The following is a 22252-nucleotide window of genomic DNA, read 5'->3' on the forward strand; positions in this document are numbered from 1 at the left end:
CAGGACCACCCCCGAGGACCCCCCGAGGACGCCCCTGTGCGCATCAAGCTCACCCTGCACCGCCCCGACTCGACGACGACGAACGTCGCCGTCACGGCCGACGCGACAGCGACCGTGCGCGACGTCGCGGAGGCGCTGTTCGCGGGCGACCCGACGCGCGCCGGCTCGTCCGTGCCGGAGCGGCTCACGCTCCAGGTGACCGGGACCCCGACGGCGGTCGGGACGTCGGGCCAGGGCCGCGTGCTGTCGCCGACGAGCGACCTCGTCGAGGCGGGACTGCGCTCGGGCTCGGCCGTCTCGATCGTGCGGGTCTCCGAGCAGTTCGACTCCCCGGGGCAGGACCGCGGCGCCGCGGTCGCCGTCCTGCGGGTGCTCGAGGGGCCGGACGCCGGGCGCGAGTTCCCGCTGCCGGTCGGGACGAGCTACGTCGGCCGTGACCGCAACATGGACATCCGTCTGTCCGACCCGCAGGTGTCGAAGCGGCACGCGCGCATCACCGTCGGCGAGTCGATCGAGATCACCGACACGAACTCGGCGAACGGTCTGGTCATGGGCGGTCAGCGCATGACGCGCTCGACGCTGACGTCGGCGGACACCGTCGCGATCGGCAGCACCGTGGTCTCCGTGGTGTCGCTGCACCGGTCGACGAGCCTCGCCCCGACCAGCCCCGTCGTCGAGTTCAACCGGTCGCCGCGCGTGGTCGCACGGTTCGGCGAGCGCAAGCTCCGGGCCCCGAAGCCGCCGCAGCCCCAGGACCCGGCGCGCTTCCCGTACCTCGCGATGGTCGCGCCGCTCATCATGGGCGTGATCCTCTACTCCGTGACACGCAACATCCTGTCGATCGTGTTCATCGCGCTCAGCCCGATCATGATGCTCGGCAACTACGTCGACCAGCGGTCGCAGGCCAAGCGCAAGTTCAAGGCCCAGGTCGAGCAGTTCCGGGCGTCGGTCGCCGCGATGCGCGACACCATCGACCGCACGCACGCCGTCGAACGGGCCGTGCGCCTCACGGAGGCACCGTCCGTCACGGACACGGTCGACGCGGTCCGTCGCCTGGGTGGTCTCCTGTGGACCCACCGGCCCGAGCACGACGCGTTCCTCACCGTGCGCGTCGGGCTGGGGACCGCGCCGTCGCGCGCCCAGGTCGAGCAGCAGAACGAGAACAACTCGCTCCCTGAGTTCTGGAACGAGCTCGAGAAGCTCCACGCGCAGTGCGCGACGATCGACGGCGTGCCCGTCGTGGCGCGACTGCGCACCGACGGCGCGCTGGGCATCGCCGGCGCCGGGGCCACGGCGGACGCCGTCGGCCGCGGGATCCTCGTGCAGCTCGCCGGGCTGCACTCGCCGTCCGAGCTGGTCCTCGCCGCCATCACGTCGCAGCGCTCGCGCGCGGACTGGGAGTGGCTCGAGTGGCTCCCGCACACCGGCTCGCCGCACAGCCCGCTCGGCGGTGGCGCGCACCTCGCCGACAACCCGGGCGCCGCGCTGTCCCTGCTGTCCCGGCTCGAGGACATCGTCGAGCTCCGCGGGGCCGACCTCGGCGCCCACGCCGAGCTGCGCGGCCCGATCGACCCGGAGGAGCCGCAGGACACCCCGAAGCCCGTCCTGCCGAGCGTCGTCGTGCTCGTCGAGGACGACGCGCCGGTGGACCGCTCGCGCCTCACCCGGCTCGCCGAGCGCGGCGCGGACGCGGGGGTGCACCTCGTGTGGGTCGCGCCGTCCGTGGAGCAGCTGCCTGCCGCGTGCCGCACGTTCGTCCTCGTCGAGGAGACCGGCGCCGCGGCCGACGCGCAGGGCGCGGGTCGTCCCGGCGCGGCCCAGGGCGCGACGACGGGGGAGGTGCGCGTCGGGCGCCTGTCGTTCCCCGTGACGTGCGAGACCGTGGACCTCGCGACCGCGCACGACGTCGCGCGCATCCTCGCGCCCGTCGTCGACGTCGGTGCGCCCGTCGACGACGACTCCGACCTGCCGCGCTCCGTCTCCTACCTGGCGCTCGCGGGCACGTCGCTCGCGGAGGACCCGTCGATCCTCGTCGACGCGTGGCGCGAGAACGGTTCCCTGACCCCGCGCGACGGCTCGCCGCCCGTGCGGCGCCGCACCCCGACGAACCTGCGCGGCCTCGTCGGGCACTCCGGGACGGAGCCGCTCTACCTGGACCTGCGCACCCAGGGGCCGCACGCGCTCGTCGGCGGGACGACGGGTGCGGGCAAGTCGGAGTTCCTCCAGTCGTGGGTGCTCGGCATGGCGGCCGCGCACAGCCCGGACCGCGTGACGTTCCTGTTCGTCGACTACAAGGGCGGCGCGGCCTTCGCGGACTGCGTGAACCTGCCGCACACCGTCGGTCTCGTCACCGACCTGTCCCCGCACCTCGTGCGGCGTGCGCTGACGTCGCTGCGCGCGGAGCTGCGGTACCGCGAGCATCTGCTGAACCGCAAGAAGGCCAAGGACCTCGCGTCGCTCGAGCGCACCGGCGACCCCGACGCCCCGCCGAGCCTGCTCATCGTCGTCGACGAGTTCGCGGCCCTGGTCAACGAGGTCCCGGAGTTCGTCGACGGCGTCGTCGACGTCGCGCAGCGCGGTCGTTCGCTCGGCCTGCACCTCATCCTCGCGACGCAGCGGCCCGCGGGCGTCATCAAGGACAACCTGCGCGCCAACACGAACCTGCGCGTCGCGCTGCGCATGGCGGACGAGGACGACTCGACCGACATCCTCGGCATCCCCATGGCGGCCCACTTCGACCCGTCGATCCCGGGCCGTGGCGCCGTGAAGACCGGTCCCGGCCGCATCACCCCGTTCCAGACGGGGTACGCGGGCGGCTGGACGTCCTCGCGCCCCGAGCCGTCCCGGATCGACGTGCAGGAGATGTCGTTCGGCACAGGTCTGCGCTGGGAGCTCCCGGAGCCCGACGTCGAGGACGACACGCAGGACCCGGGCCCCAACGACATCTCGCGCGTGGTCGCGACGATCTCGCGAGCGGCCGTCGAGGCGGCGGTCCCGGCGCCCCGCAAGCCGTGGCTCCCCGAGCTCGCGCGCACCTACGACCTCGCCCGCCTGCCGAACCCCCGCACCGACGCGATGCTCCTGCTCGGCGTCGAGGACGACCCGACCACGCAGACGCAGCCCACCGTGTTCTACGAGCCGGACCGCGACGGCAACATGGCGATCTACGGCACGGGTGGTTCCGGCAAGAGCGCGACGCTGCGCACCATCGCGGTGTCGGCGGCGATCACCGCGCGCGGCGGTCCCGTCCAGGTGTACGCGATCGACGCCGGCGCGAGCGGCCTGCGCATGCTCGAGGACCTGCCCCACGTGGGGGCGGTGGTCCAGGGGGACGACGAGGAACGGGTCCAGCGCGTGCTGCGCACGCTGCGCGACGTCGTGGACGAGCGGTCCGCGCGCTACGCCGCGGTGCGTGCGGGTGATCTCAACGAGTACCGCCGGATCGCGAACGTCCCTGACGAGCCGCGCATCCTGCTCCTCGTCGACGGGATCGGTGCGTTCCGCGACACGTACGAGTTCCGTCCGTCGCACGCGTTCCCCGTCTGGGGTGCCTTCACGCAGATCGCGACGGACGGCCGCCAGGTGGGCGTGCACGTCGTCGTCACGGGCGACCGCGCGGCCTCGGTCCCGACGTCGCTCGGGTCGACCATCCAGAAGCGTCTCGTGCTGCGCCTCGCGAACGAGGACGACTACATGACGCTCGGCGTCCCGAAGGACGTCCTCACGCTGACGTCGCCCCCCGGGCGCGGCATCCTCGAGGAGAACGAGGTCCAGGTCGCGGTGCTCGGCGGCGACGCGAACGTCGCGCTGCAGGCCCGCGAGCTGGGCCGGCTGCGCGACGCGATGTCGCGGCTCGGCATCCCGCAGGCGCCCGGTGTCGAGCGGCTGCCGGACAGCTTCACGCTGGACGTGCTGCCCGAGCTCACGGGGGACCGCCCCACGATCGGCCTGGACGACCTCGACATCGCGCCCGTGGCGCTGCCCGCCCGCGGCACGTTCATGCTGTCGGGTCCCCCGGGAGGCGGGCGGACGACGGCGCTCGTCACCATCGCGCAGGCCGTGCGCCGGGCGCGCGCGGGCCGGGTGGTCTACCTCGCGCCGCGCCGCACGAGCATCTCCTCGCTCGACGCGTGGGACACGACCGCGACGTCCCCCGAGGACGTCGTGACGCTGCTCGAGAGCCTCACCGCCGCGCTCGAGGGCGGCTCGCTGCGCCCGGGGTCGTTGACGGTGCTCGTCGAGTCGGTCACGGAGTTCACGGGGACCCCCGCGGAGCAGCCGCTCGCGGCGTTCGTGCGGACGGCCGTGCGCGCGGAGCAGCTCGTGGTGGGCGAGGCGGAGTCGTCGACGTGGGGGCAGGCGTGGGCCATCGCCCAGCCGTTCAAGGCCGGCCGGTCGGGTCTGCTGCTGACGCCGGGCGACCTCGACGGGGACACGCTGCTCGGGACGGGTCTCGGGCGGCTGCGCCGCGCCGACTTCCCGCCTGGCCGCGGCTTCCTCGTGGTCTCGGGGCGGGCGCGCAAGATGCACGTGGCGCTGCCCCGCTGAGGGCGCAGGACGCTCGGAAGCACTTCCGGCACGGGCGATGGGGAGGCCTCCCCATCGACGCGTGCGGGGGCCGATGGTTGAGTAGGGCCATCGACAACGGGACGGCGCTCACGCACGGTGGGGGCCGAGGACAGAAGGAGATGAACCATGGCTGGATACTGGGGCGCTAACGTCGAGGACCTCCGCGGGCTCGGTCAGACGCTGCAGCAGAAGGCGGACGAGATCCGGACCACGATGAACACGCTGAACACCCAGGTCCAGGGTGTCACCTGGGAGGGCCCCGACGCCCAGCAGTTCAAGGGCAGCGACTGGCCGGCTGCGCAGACGCAGCTGAACAACGTCTCGCAGATGCTCACCGAGGCCGGCCAGAAGGCCACGCAGAACGCGCAGCAGCAGGAGCAGGCTTCGAACTCCTGATCCGCGAGCACCACTGCGGTCCACCGAGGGCGCAGGATCCCGCAAGGGGTCCTGCGCCCTCGGCGCGTCCGGGAGCGGGGCGGTCTGCGAGACTGCTGAGGCACCACCCCCGACGAGAGGCCCCGCCGCATGACCGAGCTGCGCTACCCGAGCGACGACTTCCCCGCACCCGTGGGTGTCCGCGTGACGGCCCCGGAGGGCTGGCTCCCGCTGCCGCACGTCGCGCTCCCGCTCGCGCTCGGGCGGGAGGTGCCGGAAGGGGAGTTCAACCCGAACGTCATCGTCGTGGTCTCGCGCGTGCGGGCCGACGCGACGCTCGACGACGCGCACGCCGAGGTGGTCCGCAAGCTCCGCCCGCTGCCCAGGCTGCGTGAGCTGGGCAGCGGTGAGATCGACGTCGACGGGCTGGCCGGCCGCTGGGTCGAGGCGTCGTTCAAGGGCGGGGGCGGCGTCGTGCTCGTGCAGTCGGTGCGCACGGTCGTCGTGCCGCGCGGGCCGGTCGCGGACGTCGTGCAGACGACGGGCACGTGCACGTTCGCGCAGCACCCGTGGGCCGGCGAGGAGATCCGGGCGGTGCAGGGGAGCCTGCGCCTCGACCGGTAGCTGCCGGTACTCGTCGGTGGCTGCCCGTGGTGAGACCGCAAGACCGTCACCGTTTACATTCGCCCGGATCACAAGACGCCCTATCCACCTGGCGAGACCGCTGGCACAGTAGGAGGATCGGGAGAGGGCTGAGTGAGGTTACCCTCACCCGGCCGTACAATCGAGGTGGTCTCCTGCGGTCGGTCAGCATCGGCCCGCCGTGCTGCGGCCGGGCACGAGCCCTGCTCGTGCCTCGGCGAACCAGACCGAGCACCACACCGAGCACCAGACTCCCGTCCTCGACCGGAAGGCACCTTGTCCTGTGAGCAGCATCCGTCCCCTGCGCGTCGCGATCGTCGGCGCGGGTCCCGCCGGGATCTATGCCGCGGACATCCTGTCCAAGACCGATCTCGACGTGAGCATCGACCTCTTCGAGCGCCTGCCCGCACCGTTCGGGCTCGTGCGCTACGGCGTCGCGCCGGACCACCCGCGCATCAAGCAGATCATCGTCGCGCTCCACAAGGTGCTGAGCCGGGGCGACATCCGCCTCCTCGCGAACGTGGACTACGGCGTCGACCTCAAGCTCGACGACCTGCGCCAGTACTACGACGCCGTGATCTTCTCGACCGGGTCGATCCGCGACACGGCGCTGCAGATCGAGGGCATCGACCTGCCCGAGTCCTACGGCGCCGCAGACTTCGTGTCCTGGTACGACGGGCACCCGGACGTCCCGCGCACGTGGCCGCTCGAGGCGCCGCAGGTCGCGGTGCTCGGCGCGGGCAACGTCGCGCTCGACGTCGCACGCATCCTCGCCAAGCACGCCGACGACCTCCTGCCGACCGAGATCCCGCAGAACGTGTACGAGACCCTCAAGACGTCGCCGGTGACCGACGTGCACGTGTTCGCCCGTCGTGGCCCGGCGCAGGCGAAGTTCTCGCCGCTCGAGCTGCGCGAGCTCGGCCACGTGCCCGACGTCGACGTCATCGTGTACCCGGAGGACTTCGAGTTCGACGAGGGCTCGATGGCCGCGATCAGCTCGTCGAACCAGACGAAGCAGGTCGTCAAGACCCTCACGGACTGGACGCTCAAGGATCCGAGCGAGCACACGGCGTCGCGCCGCCTGCACCTGCACTTCCTCCACGCGCCCGCCGCGATCCTCGGCGACGGCAAGGTCGAGGCGCTGCGCACCGAGCGCACGCAGCTCAACGGCGACGGCACCGTGTCCGGCACCGGGGAGTTCCACGAGTGGCCCGTCCAGGCCGTGTACCGCGCGGTCGGCTACTTCGGCTCCCCGCTCCCCGAGATCCCCTTCGACGAGCTCAAGGGCGTCATCCCGAACCGCGAGGGCCGCGTCCTCGACATCGACGGCGAGCACCTGCCGGGCGTGTACGCGACCGGCTGGATCAAGCGCGGTCCGGTCGGGCTCATCGGCCACACGAAGTCCGACGCGTCCGAGACGATCCGCCACCTCGTCGAGGACGTCACCGGTGCCGGCGACGGCGGCGACGTCGCGTCGGCCGACCTCGAGGCGGGGCGCGTCGCCCCGCTCGGCACGCCGGACGCCGTCGTCGAGTTCCTCGCGGAGCGCGGCGTCGACTACGTCGAGTGGTCCGGCTGGGAGCTGCTCGACGCGTACGAGCGCGGTCTCGGCGAGCCGCACGGGCGCGAGCGCATCAAGGTCGTCCCGCGCGAGGACATGATCCGCGTCGCGCGCGGCGAGTCGCAGGTCGGCTGACCTCCGGCTCCACGTCACGACGGCGCCCCGCCCTCCCGGGTGGGGCGCCGTCGTCGTGCCGGTGCGGGGCGACAGGACCGGGCGACAGGCCGGGCGGTGCGACGGGTGCCCTGGGAACGTGTCGGGACCGTGGCGCGTTCACCTGGTGGGCGGCGGCAGGAACGCCGCCCAGCGGGCGGCCCGGCACCACGGTGGGCCGCCCCGAGCATGGAAGGAGCGCCCGTGGGACGACGCCAGCACTTCAACGGTCTGAAGACCGCCGCGCTGTTCGGGGGCATGTGGGCGGTCGTGCTCGGCCTGTGGGCCCTGTTCGGGGCCAAGGCCAGCCTGCTCTGGGTGTTCGTGGGCATCGGCCTCGTGACGACGTTCTACGGCTACTGGAACTCCGACAAGATCGCGATCCGGGCCATGCACGCCCGACCGGTGAGCGAGCTCGAGCAGCCGGCCATGTACCGCATCGTCCGCGAGCTCTCGACCGAGGCGCGCCAGCCGATGCCGCGCCTGTACGTCTCGCCCACGCAGGCGCCGAACGCGTTCGCCACCGGTCGCAACCCCAAGAACGCCGCGGTCTGCTGCACGGAGGGCATCCTGCGGATCCTCGACGAGCGCGAGCTGCGCGGGGTGCTCGGGCACGAGCTCATGCACGTGTACAACCGCGACATCCTGACGTCCTCGGTCGCGGGGGCGCTCGCGGGCGTCATCACGTCGCTGGCCCAGTTCCTCCTGTTCTTCGGAGGGGACCGTGAGCGGGGCGGCAACCCGCTCGCCGCGCTCGCCATGATGATCCTCGCCCCGATCGCGGCCATGCTCATCCAGCTGGCGATCTCGCGCACCCGCGAGTACGACGCGGACGAGGACGGCGCGCGGCTCACCGGCGACCCGCTCGCGCTCGCGTCCGCGCTGCGCAAGCTCGACGCGGGGACGCAGCGTGCCCCGCTGCCGCAGAACCGGGACCTCGTCGACGTCTCGCACCTCATGATCGCGAACCCGTTCCGGGGCGCCGGTGTCGCGAAGATGTTCGCCACGCACCCGCCCATGGCCGACCGCATCAAGCGCCTCGAGGCGATGGCCGGGCACGGGCCGGGCTACGGCGGGATCACGTACCACTGACCGCGCGCGGCCATCCGGTGTGATCTTCCTGCGTGACGCAGGAGCGTGACGCCCGAGCGTGACGCAGGAGCGTGACCGACGAGCGTGACGCACCGGCTGCGTGACCCGTCTCACGACCCGGTCCGCGCGGGTGTCGCCGTGCCTACCGTGGACGGAGGCCCCGGTTCCCCGGGACCGTCGCCCGGACCCCCGGGCCGGGCGACCCTGGTGCACCGACGGAGGTCCCGCCATGCAGTGGAGTCATCGACGTCTCGCGACGAACGTCCTCGTGATCGGCACGGGAGGCGCCGGCCTGCGCGCCTCGATCGAGCTCGCGGAACGGGGGGTCGACGTCCTCGCGGTGGGCAAGCGCCGCCGCCACGACGCGCACACCAGTCTCGCGGCCGGTGGCATCAACGCCGCGCTCGGGACCATGGACCCCGAGGACTCGTGGCAGCAGCACGCGGCGGACACGATCACCGAGTCGTACGGGCTCGCGGACCCCGACGTCGTCGAGATCGTGACGCGCGGCGCAGAGCGTGGCATCGAGGACCTCGAGAGGTGGGGCATGCCGTTCGCCCGCGAGGACGACGGGCGGATCAGCCAGCGGTTCTTCGGCGCGCACTCCTACCGGCGCACCGCCTTCGCGGGCGACTACACGGGGCTCGAGATCCAGCGCACGCTCGTGCGACGCGCCGGCGAGCTGCGCGTGCCGGTCCTCGACACGGTCTACGTGACCCGGATCCTCACCTCGGGCGGGCGCGTCTTCGGGGCGTACGGCTTCGACGTGACCGACGGTGCGCGCGTGACGATCCACGCGGACGCTGTGATCCTGGCCGCGGGCGGCCACACGCGGATCTGGCGGCGCACGTCGTCGCGCCGGGACGAGAACACCGGGGACTCGTGGCGCCTCGCGGTGCTGGCCGGTGCGCGACTGCGCGACGCCGAGCTCGTGCAGTTCCACCCGTCGGGGATCCTCGAGCCCGAGGACGCCGCGGGCACGCTCGTGTCGGAGGCCGCTCGCGGCGAGGGCGGGATCCTGCGCAACGCCGCGGGGGAACGGTACATGGAGCGGTACGACCCGCAGCGCATGGAGCTGTCCACGCGCGACCGGGTCGCGCTCGCGGGCTTCACCGAGATCGCGGAGGGGCGTGGCACCGCGAAGGGCGGCGTCTACCTCGACGTGTCGCACCTGCCGCGCGAGCAGGTGCTCGACCGGCTGCCGCGGGTCTACCGCATGATGTTGGACCTCCAGATGCTCGACATCACGACGACGCCCATGGAGGTCGCCCCCACGGCGCACTACTCCATGGGCGGGGTGCGGGTCGCGGCCGCCGACCACGCGACCGACGTCGCCGGCCTGTACGTCATCGGCGAGGCGGCGAGCGGGCTGCACGGGGCGAACCGGCTCGGCGGCAACTCCTTGATCGAGCTCCTCGTGTACGGGCGGATCACGGGCGAGGCCGCGGCGGAGTTCGCGATCGGGGCGGACGCCCCTCGACGGGACCGCGACGCGCTCGCGGAGGCCGCGCACGAGGTCGACCGCTTCCTGGGCCTCGGGACGCCCCTCGGTGCGGACGCGGCCCGCCAGGAGAACGCACGCCGCCTCCAGCGCGAGGTGCGCGACCTCATGTCCGCGCACGCGGGCGTCGTCCGCTCGGAGGACGGGCTGACCGAGGGGCTGCGGCGGCTGGGCGAGGTGGAGGACCGCGCCGCGGCCGTCGTCGCGCACCCCGACATCGCCGGGTACGACGACCTCGCCCACGCGTTCGACCTCCGAGGTTCCCTCCTGGCGGCGCGCGCGACGCTGGAATCCGCGCTCGCGCGCCGCGAGACGCGCGGGTGCCACAACAGGTCCGACTTCCCGGCCACAGACCCGGCGCTGCGCGTCAACCTCGTCTGGTCGCCCGACGGCGGCGTCGAGGCCGAGCAGGTCCCCCCGGTGCCGGACGAGATCGCCTCACTCCGGCGTGACGACGACTCCGTGGCGGGCAAGCTCGTCGAGTAGCGCGAGCGCCACCCCGTCGTCGTCGTTCGAGCCGGCCCGGTCGGTCGCGGCCGCGAGGACGTCGGGGTGAGCGTTGGCGACGGCGAAGGAGCGGCCCGCCCAGCGGAGCATCGGTATGTCGTTGGGCATGTCGCCGAACGCCCACACGTCCTGTGCGCGAACACCGAGACGGTCGCACCAGCGCGCGAGCGCGGCGTCCTTCGTGATGTCCGGTGCGAGGAGCTCGGCGAGGCCCGCCGCACCGGAGTAGGCGAGGTGCGCGCGGTCGCCCACGACCTCGCGCACCTCGGCGAAGAACCGCTCCTGTGCCGCGTCGTCGTCGGTACCGCCGTGCGCGACGACGACGGGTTGCGTCGCGGGCGCGTCGGGCGGCGGCGGGGCGCCTGCGCGCCGCGCGAGGATCTTCCCGACGGCGCCCGGGGTCGACCGGTCGGCGGCGGACCCGAGCGTCTCCTCCACGGGGCGCACGACGTCGGCCTCGGCCGGGTCCGTCGTGTCGTCGGCCCGCGAGCGGAAGCCCGGGTCGAACGTCGGCCCCTCGACACGCTCGAGCGCGAGCACGACGTCCGGGACCTCGGCACGCAGGTCGGCGACGAGCCGCCGCGCGTCGGCGTCGGCGAAGCCGCACACGTCGAGCGCGCGCCCGGTCGCGAGGTCCCACACGGCCGCGCCACCGAGGCAGATCACGCGACCGTGCCCGCCGACGACGTCGCGCAGCGGCGCGAGCCAGCGCGGCGGGCGCGCCGTGACGAAGACGATCTCCACGCCGGCGTCCTCGGCGGCGAGGAGCGCGGCGCGCGTGCGCGCGGACACGCTCCCGTCGGAGCGCAGGAGCGTCCCGTCGAGGTCGGTCGCGACGAGGAGCGGTAGTCCGGCTGGGCGCGTTGCGCCCGGGTGGGCGGACGGCGCGAGGTGCGGACCGCCGCCGGGCAGGGCCACCGCGGACTACCGGTAGTTCGTGAACTGCAGCGCGACGTCGAGGTCCGCGCCCTTGAGCAGCGCGATGACGGTCTGCAGGTCGTCGCGGGACTTCGAGGTCACCCGGACCTCGTCGCCCGTGATCTGCGTCTTGACGGCCTTGGGGGCCTCGTCGCGGATGATCTTCGTGATCTTCTTCGCGTTCTCGCTCGACAGACCCTCCTTGAGGGTCGCCGCGAGCCGGTACTCCTTGCCGGAAGGCTTGGGCTCCTTGTCGCCCGTGTCGAGCGACTTGAGCGAGATGCCGCGCTTGATGAGCTTGGTCTCGAAGACGTCCAGGATGGCGAGGACGCGCTCGGCCGAGTTGGCGACCATGACGATGCTCTCGCCGCTCCAGGCGATCGAGGCTCCGATGTTGCGGAAGTCGTACCGCTGCGCGACCTCCTTCGCGGCCTGGTTGAGCGCGTTGTCGACCTCCTGGCGGTCGACCTTGCTCACGATGTCGAACGACGAGTCGGCCATGGGTTCTCCCTCGTGACGTGTCCGGCGCGGCGCTGCGTGCTGCCGCGTGCGCAGCCCACGGTAGCCGAGTCGGGCGCACGCCGACCGTCGGGGACGGTCCCTGCCGGCGGTCGCACCCGGGTCCCCGGGCGAGCGCAGCGCCCGCCCGGGGACCCGGGTGCGTGGTCCCGCGAGCGGTCAGCGGGTCGCGTCGGCCCCGAGGACGGAGCCGTCGGTGACCGTCACACCACCCTGCGTGGCGCTCACCGTGACGGTGACCGTCCCCGCCGAGCCGTCGCCGCTGCGCATCGGGAACGCGTGGTAGGCGTTCCGGCCCGGGTCGACGTCCTCGAACGTGCGGCTGCCGTACTGCGTCTCCACGGTGACGTCCACGGCGACGTCCGCGTCGTTGCGCACGCGCACCGTGAGGTACGGCCGCGTCCCGAGCTGGCGCACCTGCACGTCGACCGTGTGGTCGAGCTCGTCGTCCGGGTCGCCGGCGCGCGTGAGCGGCACCTCGACCGCGTCGGAGACCCGGTCGCCGAAGCCCTGCACGACGGAGACCACGGTGCCCGTCGTCCCGACCGCGGTCGCGGGGATCGCGAGCGACCAGGTGCCGTCCTCGGCGACGGTCGTCGTGAGCGCCGGGGCGGCGCCGGGAGCCGCCGTGACCGTCGCGCGCGGCGTGCCGACACCGGCGAGCTCCACCTCGGTCGCGTCCGCGGGGACGGGCTGCTCGGGGACGTCCGTCACCTCGAGGCCGGCGAGGTCCGGGCGGGCCGTGAGCCACTCGCCGCGGTCGAGCGGGCGGTCGACGACGCGCGTCTCGCCCACGCAGCCGTGCCAACCGTTCGTGGCGGCGTCGTCGACCCAGTCGGCACCGACGATCCACGGCATGCCCGGGTTGAAGGACGCCCCGACGGTGTCCAGGGCCGTGCGCAGGACCGGTGCGCCGTTGACGTACGTCGTGGTCTCGGCCGTCGCGGGGTCGTTGACGATCGCGACGTGGCTCCACGTGTCGACCATGATCTCGCCGGACCAGCTGGTGCGGTCGCCCTTCGTCGCGTCCTGGCCGACCTCGGTCCACTGGAGCTCGCGGAGGTTGGAGATGCCGAGCGCCGCGGGAGACGCCGTGTAGTCCCACCGGCTCCACGGCATGCCGGGGATCTTCGAGCGGTTGCCGGTGCGCGTGAGGGCCTTGCTCCACGCGTTGTCGTCCGCGGTCCAGGACGCGTCCATCCGGACGAACGTCTCGATCGTGTAGCCGCCGGAGAGGTCGGCGTCGTTGACCGCGGCGTCGGCGGCGGTCGACAGGTAGCTGTACCGGTCCGTGACCTTGGTCGAGCCCGCGAAGCACACGGCCTGGCCCGAGGAGGAGTACGGGTAGGTCTCGTCGACGACGGTGACGTCCTCGACCTGCGCGGTCGGGGAGCCCGACTCGGCGATCGTGACGCGGTGCAGGTCGCTGTCGCCCGCGACGTCCTCGACGATCCCGCCCTCGGCGAGGATCCCGGTCTCCCCGGTCGTGCGCCAGTGTGCGAGCGTGCCGTCGACCGCGACGTAGTCCTCGCGGTTCCCGGGCGCGACGTCCGTCGTGCCGGGCACGCCCTCGAAGCCGTCGGTGATCAGCTCGACCGCACGGTCGCTCAGCGACGGCCACTGTCCCTCGCCCGGGCCGAAAGCCGGGTCGAACCCGCCGAAGCGCTCGGAGAAGTCGACGGGGATCGAGAACCGCTGCGCGTCGCCCTCGAGCACAGGGTCGTCGTACGACGTGAGCGACTCCGCGGGCTTGCTGACGACCCACGGCGAGACGGTCTCGACGTCGATCATGTCGTTCGACAGGTCGAACTCGAACAGCCCGAGGTACCCGTTCCCGCCCTCGTAGGCCATCTGGTAGTCCATGAGGATCTGCGTGACGGTGTTGCCGGCGTCGTTGGTGCGCTCGGTCACGGCGGCGCCGTGGTAGTGCCCGTTGAGGGTGAGGAAGATCTGGTCGTTCTGCGCGATCAGCTCGTCCCACAGGCGCTCGCCGTTGGCGCTCGTGCCGCCGGTGCGGCCGTCGGCGCCGAGGTCGGCGTTGATGACGTCGTGCGACGTCAGGATCACGGGCGTCGTCGGGTGCGCGGCGATGACGTCGTCCGCCCACGCGAGCGTCGCGTCGGACGCGCGCCACGAGAGACCGAGCACGAGGAACTGCTGCCCCTCGGCCTCGAACACCTGGTACTGGTTCATGCCGGTCGGGTCGACCCCGCCGTCGGTCGCCTGGTCCGCGGCGCGCTCAGGGCCGAACCACCGCAGGAAGGGCTCGGCGGCGAGGTCGTACCCGGTGTCGTAGAGGTCGTCGCGCGAGTTCAGCACGTCGTGGTTGCCGGCAAGGATCGAGTAGGGGAGCGCGACGTCCTCGAGCGTGCGCATCGCCGCGTCCGCCGTCGTCCACTCGTTCTCCACACCGACCCGGTCGACGACGTCTCCGAGGTGGGTGACGAACGGGATGTTCAGCTCGTCGGCGTGCTCGGCCAGCCACGCCGTCTGCGCGGCGAACGGGTTCGTCCCGTAGTCGGGCTCGAAGTTCGACTGCGCGTAGCGGGAGTAGAACTGCGTGTCCGGCAGCACCGCGAGCGTGAACCGGGAGCCGACGTCGTCGGTGGCCGTGGCCGTGGCGGTGGGGGCGGCGGTGGCGGGCCGGGCGGTGGCGGGCGCGGCGGTGAGGCCGACGCTCGTCGCGAGGACGGCGAGCGCGGTGGCGGGCGCGGCTGCGGCAAGCAGCCGTCGGGAGCCTCGTGGCACGGGAGGACCTTTCGATAGCCGTGGGGGACGAGCCGGGTGCGGCCGTCGCACGGGCTGCCGCCAGCGCTGTCAGAACAGACGAAGGTCGGCCCGGGAGACGACGCGTCGACCGGCGCTGCGACGCTACGGGCGCGCCGTGAACGGGGGTCGTCGGGGACGTGAACGTCGGCGCCCGATGTCGACGCGGCTTGTCAGCGCGTCGTCGCGCGTGCCATCCGCGCGGCGCGCGACGCGTGCAGGCCGTCGGCCGTGAGCACGACGAGCGCGAGCCACACCAGGACGAACCCGGCCCACCGCGCGGGCGGCATGTGCTCGTGGAACACGAGGACCCCGCAGAGGAACTGCAGGACGGGCGCGAGGTACTGGAGCATGCCGACGAGCGACAGCGGGATGCGCCGCGCCGCGGACGAGAACAGCAGGAGCGGGACGGCGGTGACGAGCCCCGACGACGCGAGCAGCAGGGCGTGGCCGGGGTCGGCGGGCGAGAACGTGCCGTTCCCCGTCGCGCCGAGCCACGCGAGGTAGGCGATCGCCAGCGGCGCGATCGTGGTCGTCTCGGCGGCGAGGCCGGGCAGGGCCTCGACATTCCTGCCGACGCGGTTCTTCACGAGCCCGTAGAGCCCGAAGCTGAAGGCGACGCCGAGCGCGATCCAGGGCACCCGCCCGACCCCGACCGCGATGACGACGACCGCTGCCGTGCCGATCGCGAGGGCGACCCACTGCGCGGGTCGCAACCGCTCGCGCAGCACGACGACGGCGAGGAGTACCGTGACGAGCGGGTTGACGAAGTACCCCAGGGCGGCGTCGAGCACGTGGCCCGACAGCACGCCGTAGACGTAGATCGTCCAGTTGGTGGCGACGAGCACGCCGGCCACGCCCAGCAGCGCGAGCGTGCGCGGGGTGCGCAGGACGCGCACGAACCGGCCGAGCTGTCGCGCGACGACGAGCAGCAGCACGCAGACGACGAGGCTCCAGACGACGCGGTGCGCGATGATCTCGAGCGGCCCGGCGGGCTCGAGGAGCGGGAAGTAGAGCGGCATGGCGCCCCACAGGACGTAGGCGCTCGCGCCGAAGATGACGCCCCGGCGGTCGAGGGCGCCGGGGGTGGGTGCGGGGCGCTGGTCGGGTCGTGCAGCCGTGTCGTCGAGGTCCGGTGTGCGCTCCGGCGTGGAGGGGGTGCGCTCCGGCGAGGGAGCAGGGTCGGTCACTGGACCACTCTAGGAGCCCGCCGCGGAGCGGATTTCGCACTGCGGCCGGACGGGCTGTATCGTTGGCTCGCCGCCATGGCCACCCCGCACGACGTTTCACGGGTCGGTCGTGCGCGACAGCTCCACACGGCAGGTTGCCCGAGCGGCCAAAGGGATCTGACTGTAAATCAGACGGCTCAGCCTTCGGGGGTTCGAATCCCTCACCTGCCACCGGAGCGACGGGGCGTCACCTCACGGTGACGCCCCGTCGTGGTTCGTCACCGGAGGGCGCCGGTCCGAGCCGCGACGGGCCCGGACCGGCGGAATCCCGCCGATTTCGTACCGCGCCCGGTTGCGTGTAGAGTTTTCCGCGCTGCCCCGATAGCTCAGTCGGCAGAGCGTCTCCATGGTAAGGAGAAGGTCAAGGGTTCGATTCCCTTTCGGGGCTCTGTGGTGACGCGGGGTCGTCTTGCTGGAATACTGCGAGACGACCTCGCGTTCGCCTCATGCGGCGGGGTAGCTCAGATGGTTAGAGCGCACGACTCATAATCGTGAGGTCGCGGGTTCGATCCCCGCCTCCGCTACCACTTTCGACAATCTCCGTACGGCGGCCGGCGTCGTGCGGCCTGCACAGCACAAGCGCCTGAGGCGCGAGAGGTGGCTCACTACCGTGGCAAGCAAGAGCGCTGACGTTCGCCCCAAGATCACGCTGGCGTGCGTGGACTGCAAGGAGCGCAACTACATCACCAAGAAGAATCGTCGCAACGACCCGGACCGTCTGGAGCTCGCGAAGTTCTGCCCGCGCTGCGGCAAGCACACCGCGCACCGCGAGACCCGCTGACCCAGCGGTCCGGCACCCGACCCGTGGCGATCAACGCAGACTTCGCCGGTCGCGAGTACCCGGCGAACGCCCCGTACTCCGTCGGCAGGGAGAAGCTGCGCGAGTTCGCCGCGGCGGTCGGTTCCACGCACCCCGTGCACCACGACCTCGTGGCGGCGCGGGGTGCTGGCTATCCGGACCTTGTCGCACCGCCCACGTTCGCGGTCGTCGTCGCGCAGCGCGCCGAGGCGCAGCTCATCGAGGACCCCGAGGCGGGCATCGACTTCTCGCGCGTCGTCCACGCCGACGAGCGCTTCACGCATCACCGGCCGATCGTCGCGGGCGACGAGCTCGTGACCGTGCTGCACGTGGACTCGATCGTCGAGCGGGCCGGCCTCGCGATGGTCACCACGCGCTGCGAGATCCTCGCGGAGTCGCCCGGCGAGGACGGCGAGCCCGTCCGGACGCCGGTCGCGACGGTCCGCTCCACCCTCGCCGTCCGCGGGGAGGACGCATGAGCACCGAGTCCGGCGTGCCCGGCCGCCCCGTCCTCGCGGACCTCTCGGTCGGCGACGTCGTCGGGACCCGCACGGTCGACGTCGACCGTGCCCGTCTCGTCCGCTACGCGGGCGCGAGCGGCGACTTCAACCCGATCCACTGGAACGACGCGTTCGCGGCCCAGGTCGGTCTGCCGGGTGTCATCGCGCACGGCATGTTCACCATGGGCGCGGCCGTCGCGCTCGTCGAGGACTGGGCGGGCGACCCGGGCGCCGTCGTCGACTACCAGGCGCGCTTCACGCGCCCCGTACCCGTGCCGAACCCCGGCGTCGCGACGCTCGAGGTCACCGGCACCGTCGGCGCGATCGACGCCGAGGCCGGGACCGTGCGCGTCGACCTCACGGTGATGTTCGAGGGCGCGCGCGTGCTCGGCAAGAGCCAGGCGGTCGTCCGGCTCTGATCGCCGCGGTCGCTCTGCACGCAACGCGCTCGTGACGCCGCGAGGGCGCCGCACCCGGCGGGTGCGGCGCCCTCGTCGTCGTACCAGGGCCTCAGCAGGTCTCCCAGCAGTCGACGCCCCCGTCGTGGTCGGGCGGCGCATCGACGGGCCCCTCGTCGAGGAACGTCCTGCGTTCCACGACGTTGGTGGGCGTGCCGAACTCTCCGGTACCGGACTCCTGCGAGGCGTCGGTGGCCGGAGGCTCGGCGTCGGACACGGGCGTGCCGAGGTCGATCTCCATGGTGAGCTCGAGCAGCCGGTGCGCGGCGGTGTCGTAGACGAGGCGCACGGTCCTGCCGGGCTGCTCCTCGCCGGTCCACTGGACGCCCTCGCCGGTGCGCCCCTGCGCGTCCTGGACGGCGCCCAGCGGAGTGCTGCCCGGCAGGCCGGTCAGCGTCGCCCAGAGCCCGTCGCGCACGGCGGGAGTGGTGGGGCCGTTCTGCAGAAGGTTCCACGTCGTCTGGGCGAGCGCGTCCTCGATCACCGACCCCACCTTCGCCTCGACGCTCTCGCGCAGGAGCCCGTCCAGCTCTGCGGGGTCGATCGGGAGCGCAGAGAGCTCGTCCCAGCTCAGAGGCACGAGCTGCCCGGCGACGACGAGCGAGCCGAAGGTCGAGCCGGGCGACGGCTCGAGGCCCTCGGTGCCCTCGAAGGCCCGGTATGAATCGCCCTCGGGGTCGCGCGCGGTCCAGTAGGTGACGCCCTGCGAGTGCTCCCGCGTCTGGCCGTTCGCGCCCGTCTCCGTCGTGTGCGTCACGGTTCGAACTCGCCAGTACTGCCCGGCGGCCGGGACGCCGCCTGCCGCGGTCGCGACGGGTTCCGGGGTCGCGGTGATGCCGTTCGCCGGGACGACCTCGGACGGTTGCGTGGGGGTGGGCTCCGTCCAGTGGGAGGCCGCCCCCGCCCCACCGGTGACGAGGACCAGAGCGCACGCGCCCGTGACGAGGACGCGCCGCCGTCGTCGGCCGCGGCGGGCCGCCGGGAGCACGCGATCGGTGTCGACGTCGATGCGGGGTGCGACGGCCTCGACCTGTGCGCGCAGCACGCGGACGAACGTCTCGTCGTCGGTCGGAAGGGTGTCGTTCATGACTGCCTCCTGTCGGTCCGGTCGTGCGTGGGGCGGTAGGGGGTTCGTACGGCTGTCGGTGCGTCGGCCCGCGAGCGGACGGCGTCCGCCGCGCCGAGGACCGAGCGAAGCTGCGCGAGCCCGCGCGACGCCGTCGACTTCACGGTGCCGACGGAGACGCCGAGGTCGTCCGCGACCTCCCGCTCCGTCATCCCGACGAGGTGGCGCAGCACGACGATCCGGCGCTGCCGGAGCGTGAGCGTCGCGAGCGCGCGGACGAGCCGGTCGCGCTCGGCGTGCGTCTCCGCGGACGCCGGTCCGGCCGGATGCTCGGGCACGTCGGGAGGAGCGACGAGGACCTCGCGCCGTCGCCGCCTCCACTGGTCGACGCGCGAGGTCGCGAGCGCCTGCCGGGCGTAGGCGTACGGGTCGCGCTCGCGCGCCGTAGACCAGCGCAGGTAGGTCTTGGTCAGCGCCTGCTGGACGAGCTCGTCGGCGAGGTGCGCGTCCCCGCACAGGAGCCAGGCGGTGCGCGCGAGCCGGGGCGCGGCGCCGGCCATGAAGTCGGCGAACTCCTGGTCGCGGTCGGTGGCCACCCGGACGAGGGTGATCTGGTCGGGTGGCCCGTCGTCGGGCGCGTGGTCGTCCTCCGCGAGGGCGAGTGCGTTCACGGTCATGACTGTGACACGCCCGGGAACGGGGAAAGGTTGAGTCCCGCGGGGCCGTCTTGCGTCATCGAGCTCGGCGACGCAGGACGACGCGCGCCCTTCCCCTCGTGGGAACGCTCCCACTATCGTGGTGCGCACGGTTCGCCGACGTCGAAGGAGACGCTCATGACCCTGCCCGGACCCCACGACCCCGGAACCCGTGGCCCCGCACCCGCCCGGCGGACGAGCACCGGTCGCGCGCTCGACCGTCGCGCCTTCCTCGCCCTCTCGGGCGCAGGTGCCGCCGCGCTGACGACCCTGCTGGCCGCCCCGGCGACCGCGACGACCGTCGGCGCACCGCTCCTGCCGGCGGGCGGCGGGCACGGTGGCCCGCACGGTGGCTCGCACGGCGGCGACCAGCGCGAGTCCGTCCGGCGCGCGCAGGCCTTCCTCGACGTCATGACGGACGCCTACCCGCAGCAGAACCCCGGCCCACGCCTCGCGCAGTCGTACGCCGACCAGCTCGGGCTGTTCTCGACGGCATTCGTCTACGACAACGCCCTCGCGATCTGCGCGTCGCTCACCGCCGGCCGGGCGCACCTCGACCGGGCACGAGCGCTCGGCGACGGCTTCCTCTTCGCGCAGGAGAACGACCCCGCGTACGACGACGGCCGCCTGCGCCAGGCGTACAACGTCGGCCCGTACGTGTTCTACGACGGCACGCCGCAGGAGCACGGGCTGGCACTCCCCGACGGGACGGCGAACATCGGCTGGCAGTTCGGGTTCCTCGGCACGGCGGTCGGGGACATGGCGTGGCCCGGGATCGCGCTGCTGCACCTGCACGCCGCGACGCGTGACGGCCGCTACCTGCGCGGCGCGCTGCGGATCGCCGAGTGGATCGTCGCGAACACCTGGTCGACGCGGCCGCTCGGCGGCTTCTCGTTCGGCGTGGACGCGGCGAACGCGCCGGTCCCGAACGGCTCGACCGAGCACAACGTCGACTGCGTCGCGTTCTTCCGCCAGCTCGCCGCCGCCACGCGCGACCGGCGCTGGAACCGCGCGAGCGAGCACGCGCGCGCGTTCGTCGACCGCATGTGGGAGCCCGACGGCGCCTACCTCTACACCGGCACGAACGACGGCGTCGAGATCAACCGCGACCCGCTCCCGCTCGACCCGCAGACCTGGGGCTGGCTCGCGCTGCGCGACCGCCGGTACGCGCGGGCGCTCGACTGGGCGGGGGAGGCGCTCTCGGCGCGCGACGTCGCGGGCGACGGCGTCTCCCAGCTCCCGGCGGGCGTGGCCGTCGAGGGCGTGACGTTCTCGAGCGCGAGCCTCACCTCGACGGCGTCGTACAACGGGCTCCCCGTGCACCCGCAGGGGGTGTGGCTCGAGGGGACGGCCCAGCTCGCGGGAGCGTTCGCGGACCGCGACGACAAGGGCGGGCGCAGCGGCCACGACAAGGGCCGGCGCGGGGCGGGGAGAGGCGGGAGGAGTGACCGCGACCGCGCGGCGGACCTGCTGCGCGAGGTGCGGGTCGCGCAGGACTCCGTGGGGACGGGCCAGACGGTCGGCGGCACCCCGTTGCCCGAGCGGTCAGGCGTCGTCGCGGCGTCGAGCCTCATCGACTCCGGGTTCGGCTTCGGGTACTTCCAGGTCCAGCACGTCGGTGCGACGTCGTGGTACCTGATGGCCGCGGCGGGCGCCAACCCGCTCCAGGTGGGCGGGCTGCGCTGACCCGGCGCACCGGGCTCGTGCCGGCGGTCGTCAGGCCGTCGGCGCGGGCCCGGTCGTCGTCCCGACGACGAGCTCGACGTCGAGAGTGACCGTCCGGGGCTCCTCGCCCGCGATGAGCCGGATCACGGCGTGCCCGAGCTCCGCGCCCTTGCGTGCGAGCGGCTGGTCGACGCTCGTCAGCACGTCGGGGTCCAGCCACGGCAGGTCGAGGCCGTCGAACCCGGCGATCGACACCTCGTCGGGCACGCGCAGACCGAGCTCGCGGGCTCCCAGCAGCGCGCCCGCGGCGAGCAGGTCCGAGTGCGCGATGACGGCGGTGGGCCGGCCCGCGGCGTCCTGCGGCACGACGCCGCCGGTGCCGTCCGGGCGGCCGAGCAGCGCGATCGCGGCGGAGCGTCCGTGCTCGACGAGCGACGCCTCCGTCTCCCAGCTCGCGACCGGCTCGATCACGTCGCGGACCCCGGCGAGGCGGTTCGCGGTCGGGGTCCGGTCCACCTCGGCGAGCCGTGCCGCATCGATGGGCCCGCTCCGGTCGGAGGTGTCGAGGGGGAGCGAGACCTCGGCGACGCGCGCGTGGCCGAGGTCGACGAGGTGGCGGACGACGTCGGCCGTCCCCCGGCGGTCGGCGATCCCCACGAGCGGCGCGCCCTCGACCTCGCGGCCTTCGCCGATGACGACCGGGACGCCGCGCCGGCGCAGCGCGGTGAGCGTCGCGTCCTCGGCGCCGACGCCCCAGACGAGCACCGCGACGTCCATCGCGGCGCTCTCGACGAGCGGGTCGACGGCGTGCGCCGGGTCGTCGGACGGGATGCCGGGGATGAGGAGGACGCCCAGACCGTTCTCGCCGAGCGTGGACACGAGCCCGTCGAGGACCTGGACCGCGACGGGGTCCCGGAAGGCGCGGCGCAGCTGGTCGCCCACGACCACCCCGACGACGCCCGACCGGCCGGAGCGCAGCTGGCGCCCGAGCGGGTTGGGCCCGGTGTACCCGAGCTCCTCGGCGGCGGTGAGGACGCGCGCGCGGGTCTCGGGCGTGATGGGCCCCGCGCCGGAGAACGCGAGGGACGCCGTCGAGACGGACACGCCGGCGAGCTCGGCGACCTTCGCGAGCGTCGGTCGCGAGCGGGGCGCCGGTGCCGTGCCCTCGGCGGGCTCGTTGCCGGACGTGCCGCCGGTCGTACCGCGGGTGCCGCTCATCACGCTCCTGCCTGCCCGT

The 22252-nt window shown here is 73.4% G+C and carries 17 protein-coding genes and 3 tRNA genes; 13 read left to right on the plus strand and 7 right to left on the minus strand.

Annotation, left to right across the window (positions count from 1 at the left end; all coding sequences use genetic code 11):
• Positions 1-36 precede the first annotated feature (36 nt).
• The 6 genes from AC4H2G_RS00935 (at position 37) to AC4H2G_RS00960 (ending at position 10379) form a co-directional block, all read left to right on the plus strand.
• Positions 37-4548 carry a type VII secretion EssC family protein gene (locus AC4H2G_RS00935; RefSeq protein ID WP_494363901.1) on the plus strand — a complete coding sequence of 1504 codons (4512 nt, stop codon included), beginning with the start codon at positions 37-39 and terminating at the stop codon, positions 4546-4548.
• A gap of 147 nt (positions 4549-4695) precedes the next feature.
• A complete protein-coding gene (locus AC4H2G_RS00940) occupies positions 4696-4965 on the plus strand; it encodes a hypothetical protein (protein ID WP_494363902.1) in 270 nt (89 codons plus the stop codon).
• 129 nt (positions 4966-5094) lie between these two features.
• A complete protein-coding gene (locus tag AC4H2G_RS00945; protein ID WP_494363903.1) occupies positions 5095-5568 on the plus strand; it encodes a hypothetical protein in 474 nt (157 codons plus the stop codon).
• 301 nt (positions 5569-5869) lie between these two features.
• The gene (locus tag AC4H2G_RS00950) at positions 5870-7282 is read left to right on the plus strand and encodes an FAD-dependent oxidoreductase (protein WP_494363904.1); all 1413 of its coding nucleotides are present in this window, start codon (positions 5870-5872) and stop codon (positions 7280-7282) included.
• 222 nt (positions 7283-7504) lie between these two features.
• The gene (gene htpX, locus AC4H2G_RS00955; RefSeq protein WP_494363905.1) at positions 7505-8392 is read left to right on the plus strand and encodes a zinc metalloprotease HtpX; all 888 of its coding nucleotides are present in this window, start codon (positions 7505-7507) and stop codon (positions 8390-8392) included.
• Positions 8393-8621: 229 nt separating this feature from the next.
• Positions 8622-10379, plus strand: coding sequence for an L-aspartate oxidase (locus AC4H2G_RS00960; protein WP_494363906.1), 1758 nt, complete (start codon positions 8622-8624; stop codon positions 10377-10379).
• Here AC4H2G_RS00960 and AC4H2G_RS00965 read toward each other — a convergent pair.
• From AC4H2G_RS00965 to rarD, 4 genes are all read right to left on the minus strand, one after another.
• Positions 10332-11312: an HAD family hydrolase gene (locus AC4H2G_RS00965; RefSeq protein WP_494364106.1), complete on the minus strand. Its 981-nt coding sequence runs from the start codon at positions 11310-11312 to the stop codon at positions 10332-10334. The genes AC4H2G_RS00960 and AC4H2G_RS00965 overlap by 48 nt on opposite strands.
• Before the next feature lie 12 nt (positions 11313-11324).
• Complete coding sequence (locus AC4H2G_RS00970) at positions 11325-11819, minus strand: YajQ family cyclic di-GMP-binding protein (protein WP_494363907.1); 495 nt, start codon at positions 11817-11819, stop codon at positions 11325-11327.
• A gap of 177 nt (positions 11820-11996) precedes the next feature.
• Positions 11997-14585 carry a metallophosphoesterase gene (locus tag AC4H2G_RS00975; protein WP_494363908.1) on the minus strand — a complete coding sequence of 863 codons (2589 nt, stop codon included), beginning with the start codon at positions 14583-14585 and terminating at the stop codon, positions 11997-11999.
• Between the two features lie 191 nt (positions 14586-14776).
• On the minus strand, positions 14777-15661 hold the full coding sequence (gene rarD / locus AC4H2G_RS00980) for an EamA family transporter RarD (protein WP_494364107.1): 885 nt from the start codon (positions 15659-15661) through the stop codon (positions 14777-14779).
• Between the two features lie 260 nt (positions 15662-15921).
• Between rarD and AC4H2G_RS00985 the strand changes: the two genes are divergently transcribed.
• The 6 genes from AC4H2G_RS00985 to AC4H2G_RS01010 all read left to right on the plus strand — a co-directional run bounded on the left by AC4H2G_RS00985 (position 15922) and on the right by AC4H2G_RS01010 (position 17550).
• Positions 15922-16003, plus strand: a tRNA-Tyr gene (locus tag AC4H2G_RS00985).
• Positions 16004-16147: 144 nt separating this feature from the next.
• Positions 16148-16220 (plus strand) — tRNA-Thr (locus AC4H2G_RS00990).
• Positions 16221-16282: 62 nt separating this feature from the next.
• Positions 16283-16359 (plus strand) — tRNA-Met (locus AC4H2G_RS00995).
• A gap of 83 nt (positions 16360-16442) precedes the next feature.
• The gene (gene rpmG / locus AC4H2G_RS01000) at positions 16443-16613 is read left to right on the plus strand and encodes a 50S ribosomal protein L33 (protein WP_021482899.1); all 171 of its coding nucleotides are present in this window, start codon (positions 16443-16445) and stop codon (positions 16611-16613) included.
• Positions 16614-16636: 23 nt separating this feature from the next.
• Positions 16637-17110 (plus strand): FAS1-like dehydratase domain-containing protein, encoded by a 474-nt coding sequence (locus tag AC4H2G_RS01005; protein WP_494363909.1) that lies wholly within the window; start codon positions 16637-16639, stop codon positions 17108-17110.
• Entirely contained in the window at positions 17107-17550 is a 444-nt protein-coding gene (locus AC4H2G_RS01010) for a MaoC family dehydratase (protein ID WP_494363910.1), read from the plus strand. Before AC4H2G_RS01005 ends, AC4H2G_RS01010 begins: the two co-directional genes overlap by 4 nt.
• Positions 17551-17641: 91 nt before the next feature.
• Here AC4H2G_RS01010 and AC4H2G_RS01015 read toward each other — a convergent pair whose 3' ends face one another.
• Positions 17642-18676: a hypothetical protein gene (locus AC4H2G_RS01015; RefSeq protein ID WP_494363911.1), complete on the minus strand. Its 1035-nt coding sequence runs from the start codon at positions 18674-18676 to the stop codon at positions 17642-17644.
• Positions 18673-19326 (minus strand): SigE family RNA polymerase sigma factor, encoded by a 654-nt coding sequence (locus AC4H2G_RS01020; RefSeq protein WP_494363912.1) that lies wholly within the window; start codon positions 19324-19326, stop codon positions 18673-18675. The genes AC4H2G_RS01015 and AC4H2G_RS01020 overlap by 4 nt, the downstream gene beginning before the upstream one ends.
• A 162-nt stretch (positions 19327-19488) precedes the next feature.
• Here AC4H2G_RS01020 and AC4H2G_RS01025 point away from each other — a divergent pair, with 162 nt between their 5' ends.
• On the plus strand, positions 19489-21036 hold the full coding sequence (locus tag AC4H2G_RS01025; RefSeq protein WP_494363913.1) for a Tat pathway signal sequence domain protein: 1548 nt from the start codon (positions 19489-19491) through the stop codon (positions 21034-21036).
• 30 nt (positions 21037-21066) lie between these two features.
• Here the strand turns inward: AC4H2G_RS01025 and AC4H2G_RS01030 are convergent, their stop codons facing one another.
• The gene (locus AC4H2G_RS01030) at positions 21067-22233 is read right to left on the minus strand and encodes a LacI family DNA-binding transcriptional regulator (protein ID WP_494363914.1); all 1167 of its coding nucleotides are present in this window, start codon (positions 22231-22233) and stop codon (positions 21067-21069) included.
• Between the last annotated feature and the right edge of the window lie 19 nt (positions 22234-22252).

The sequence above is a fragment of the Cellulosimicrobium sp. BMG9.23 genome (assembly GCF_059159985.1).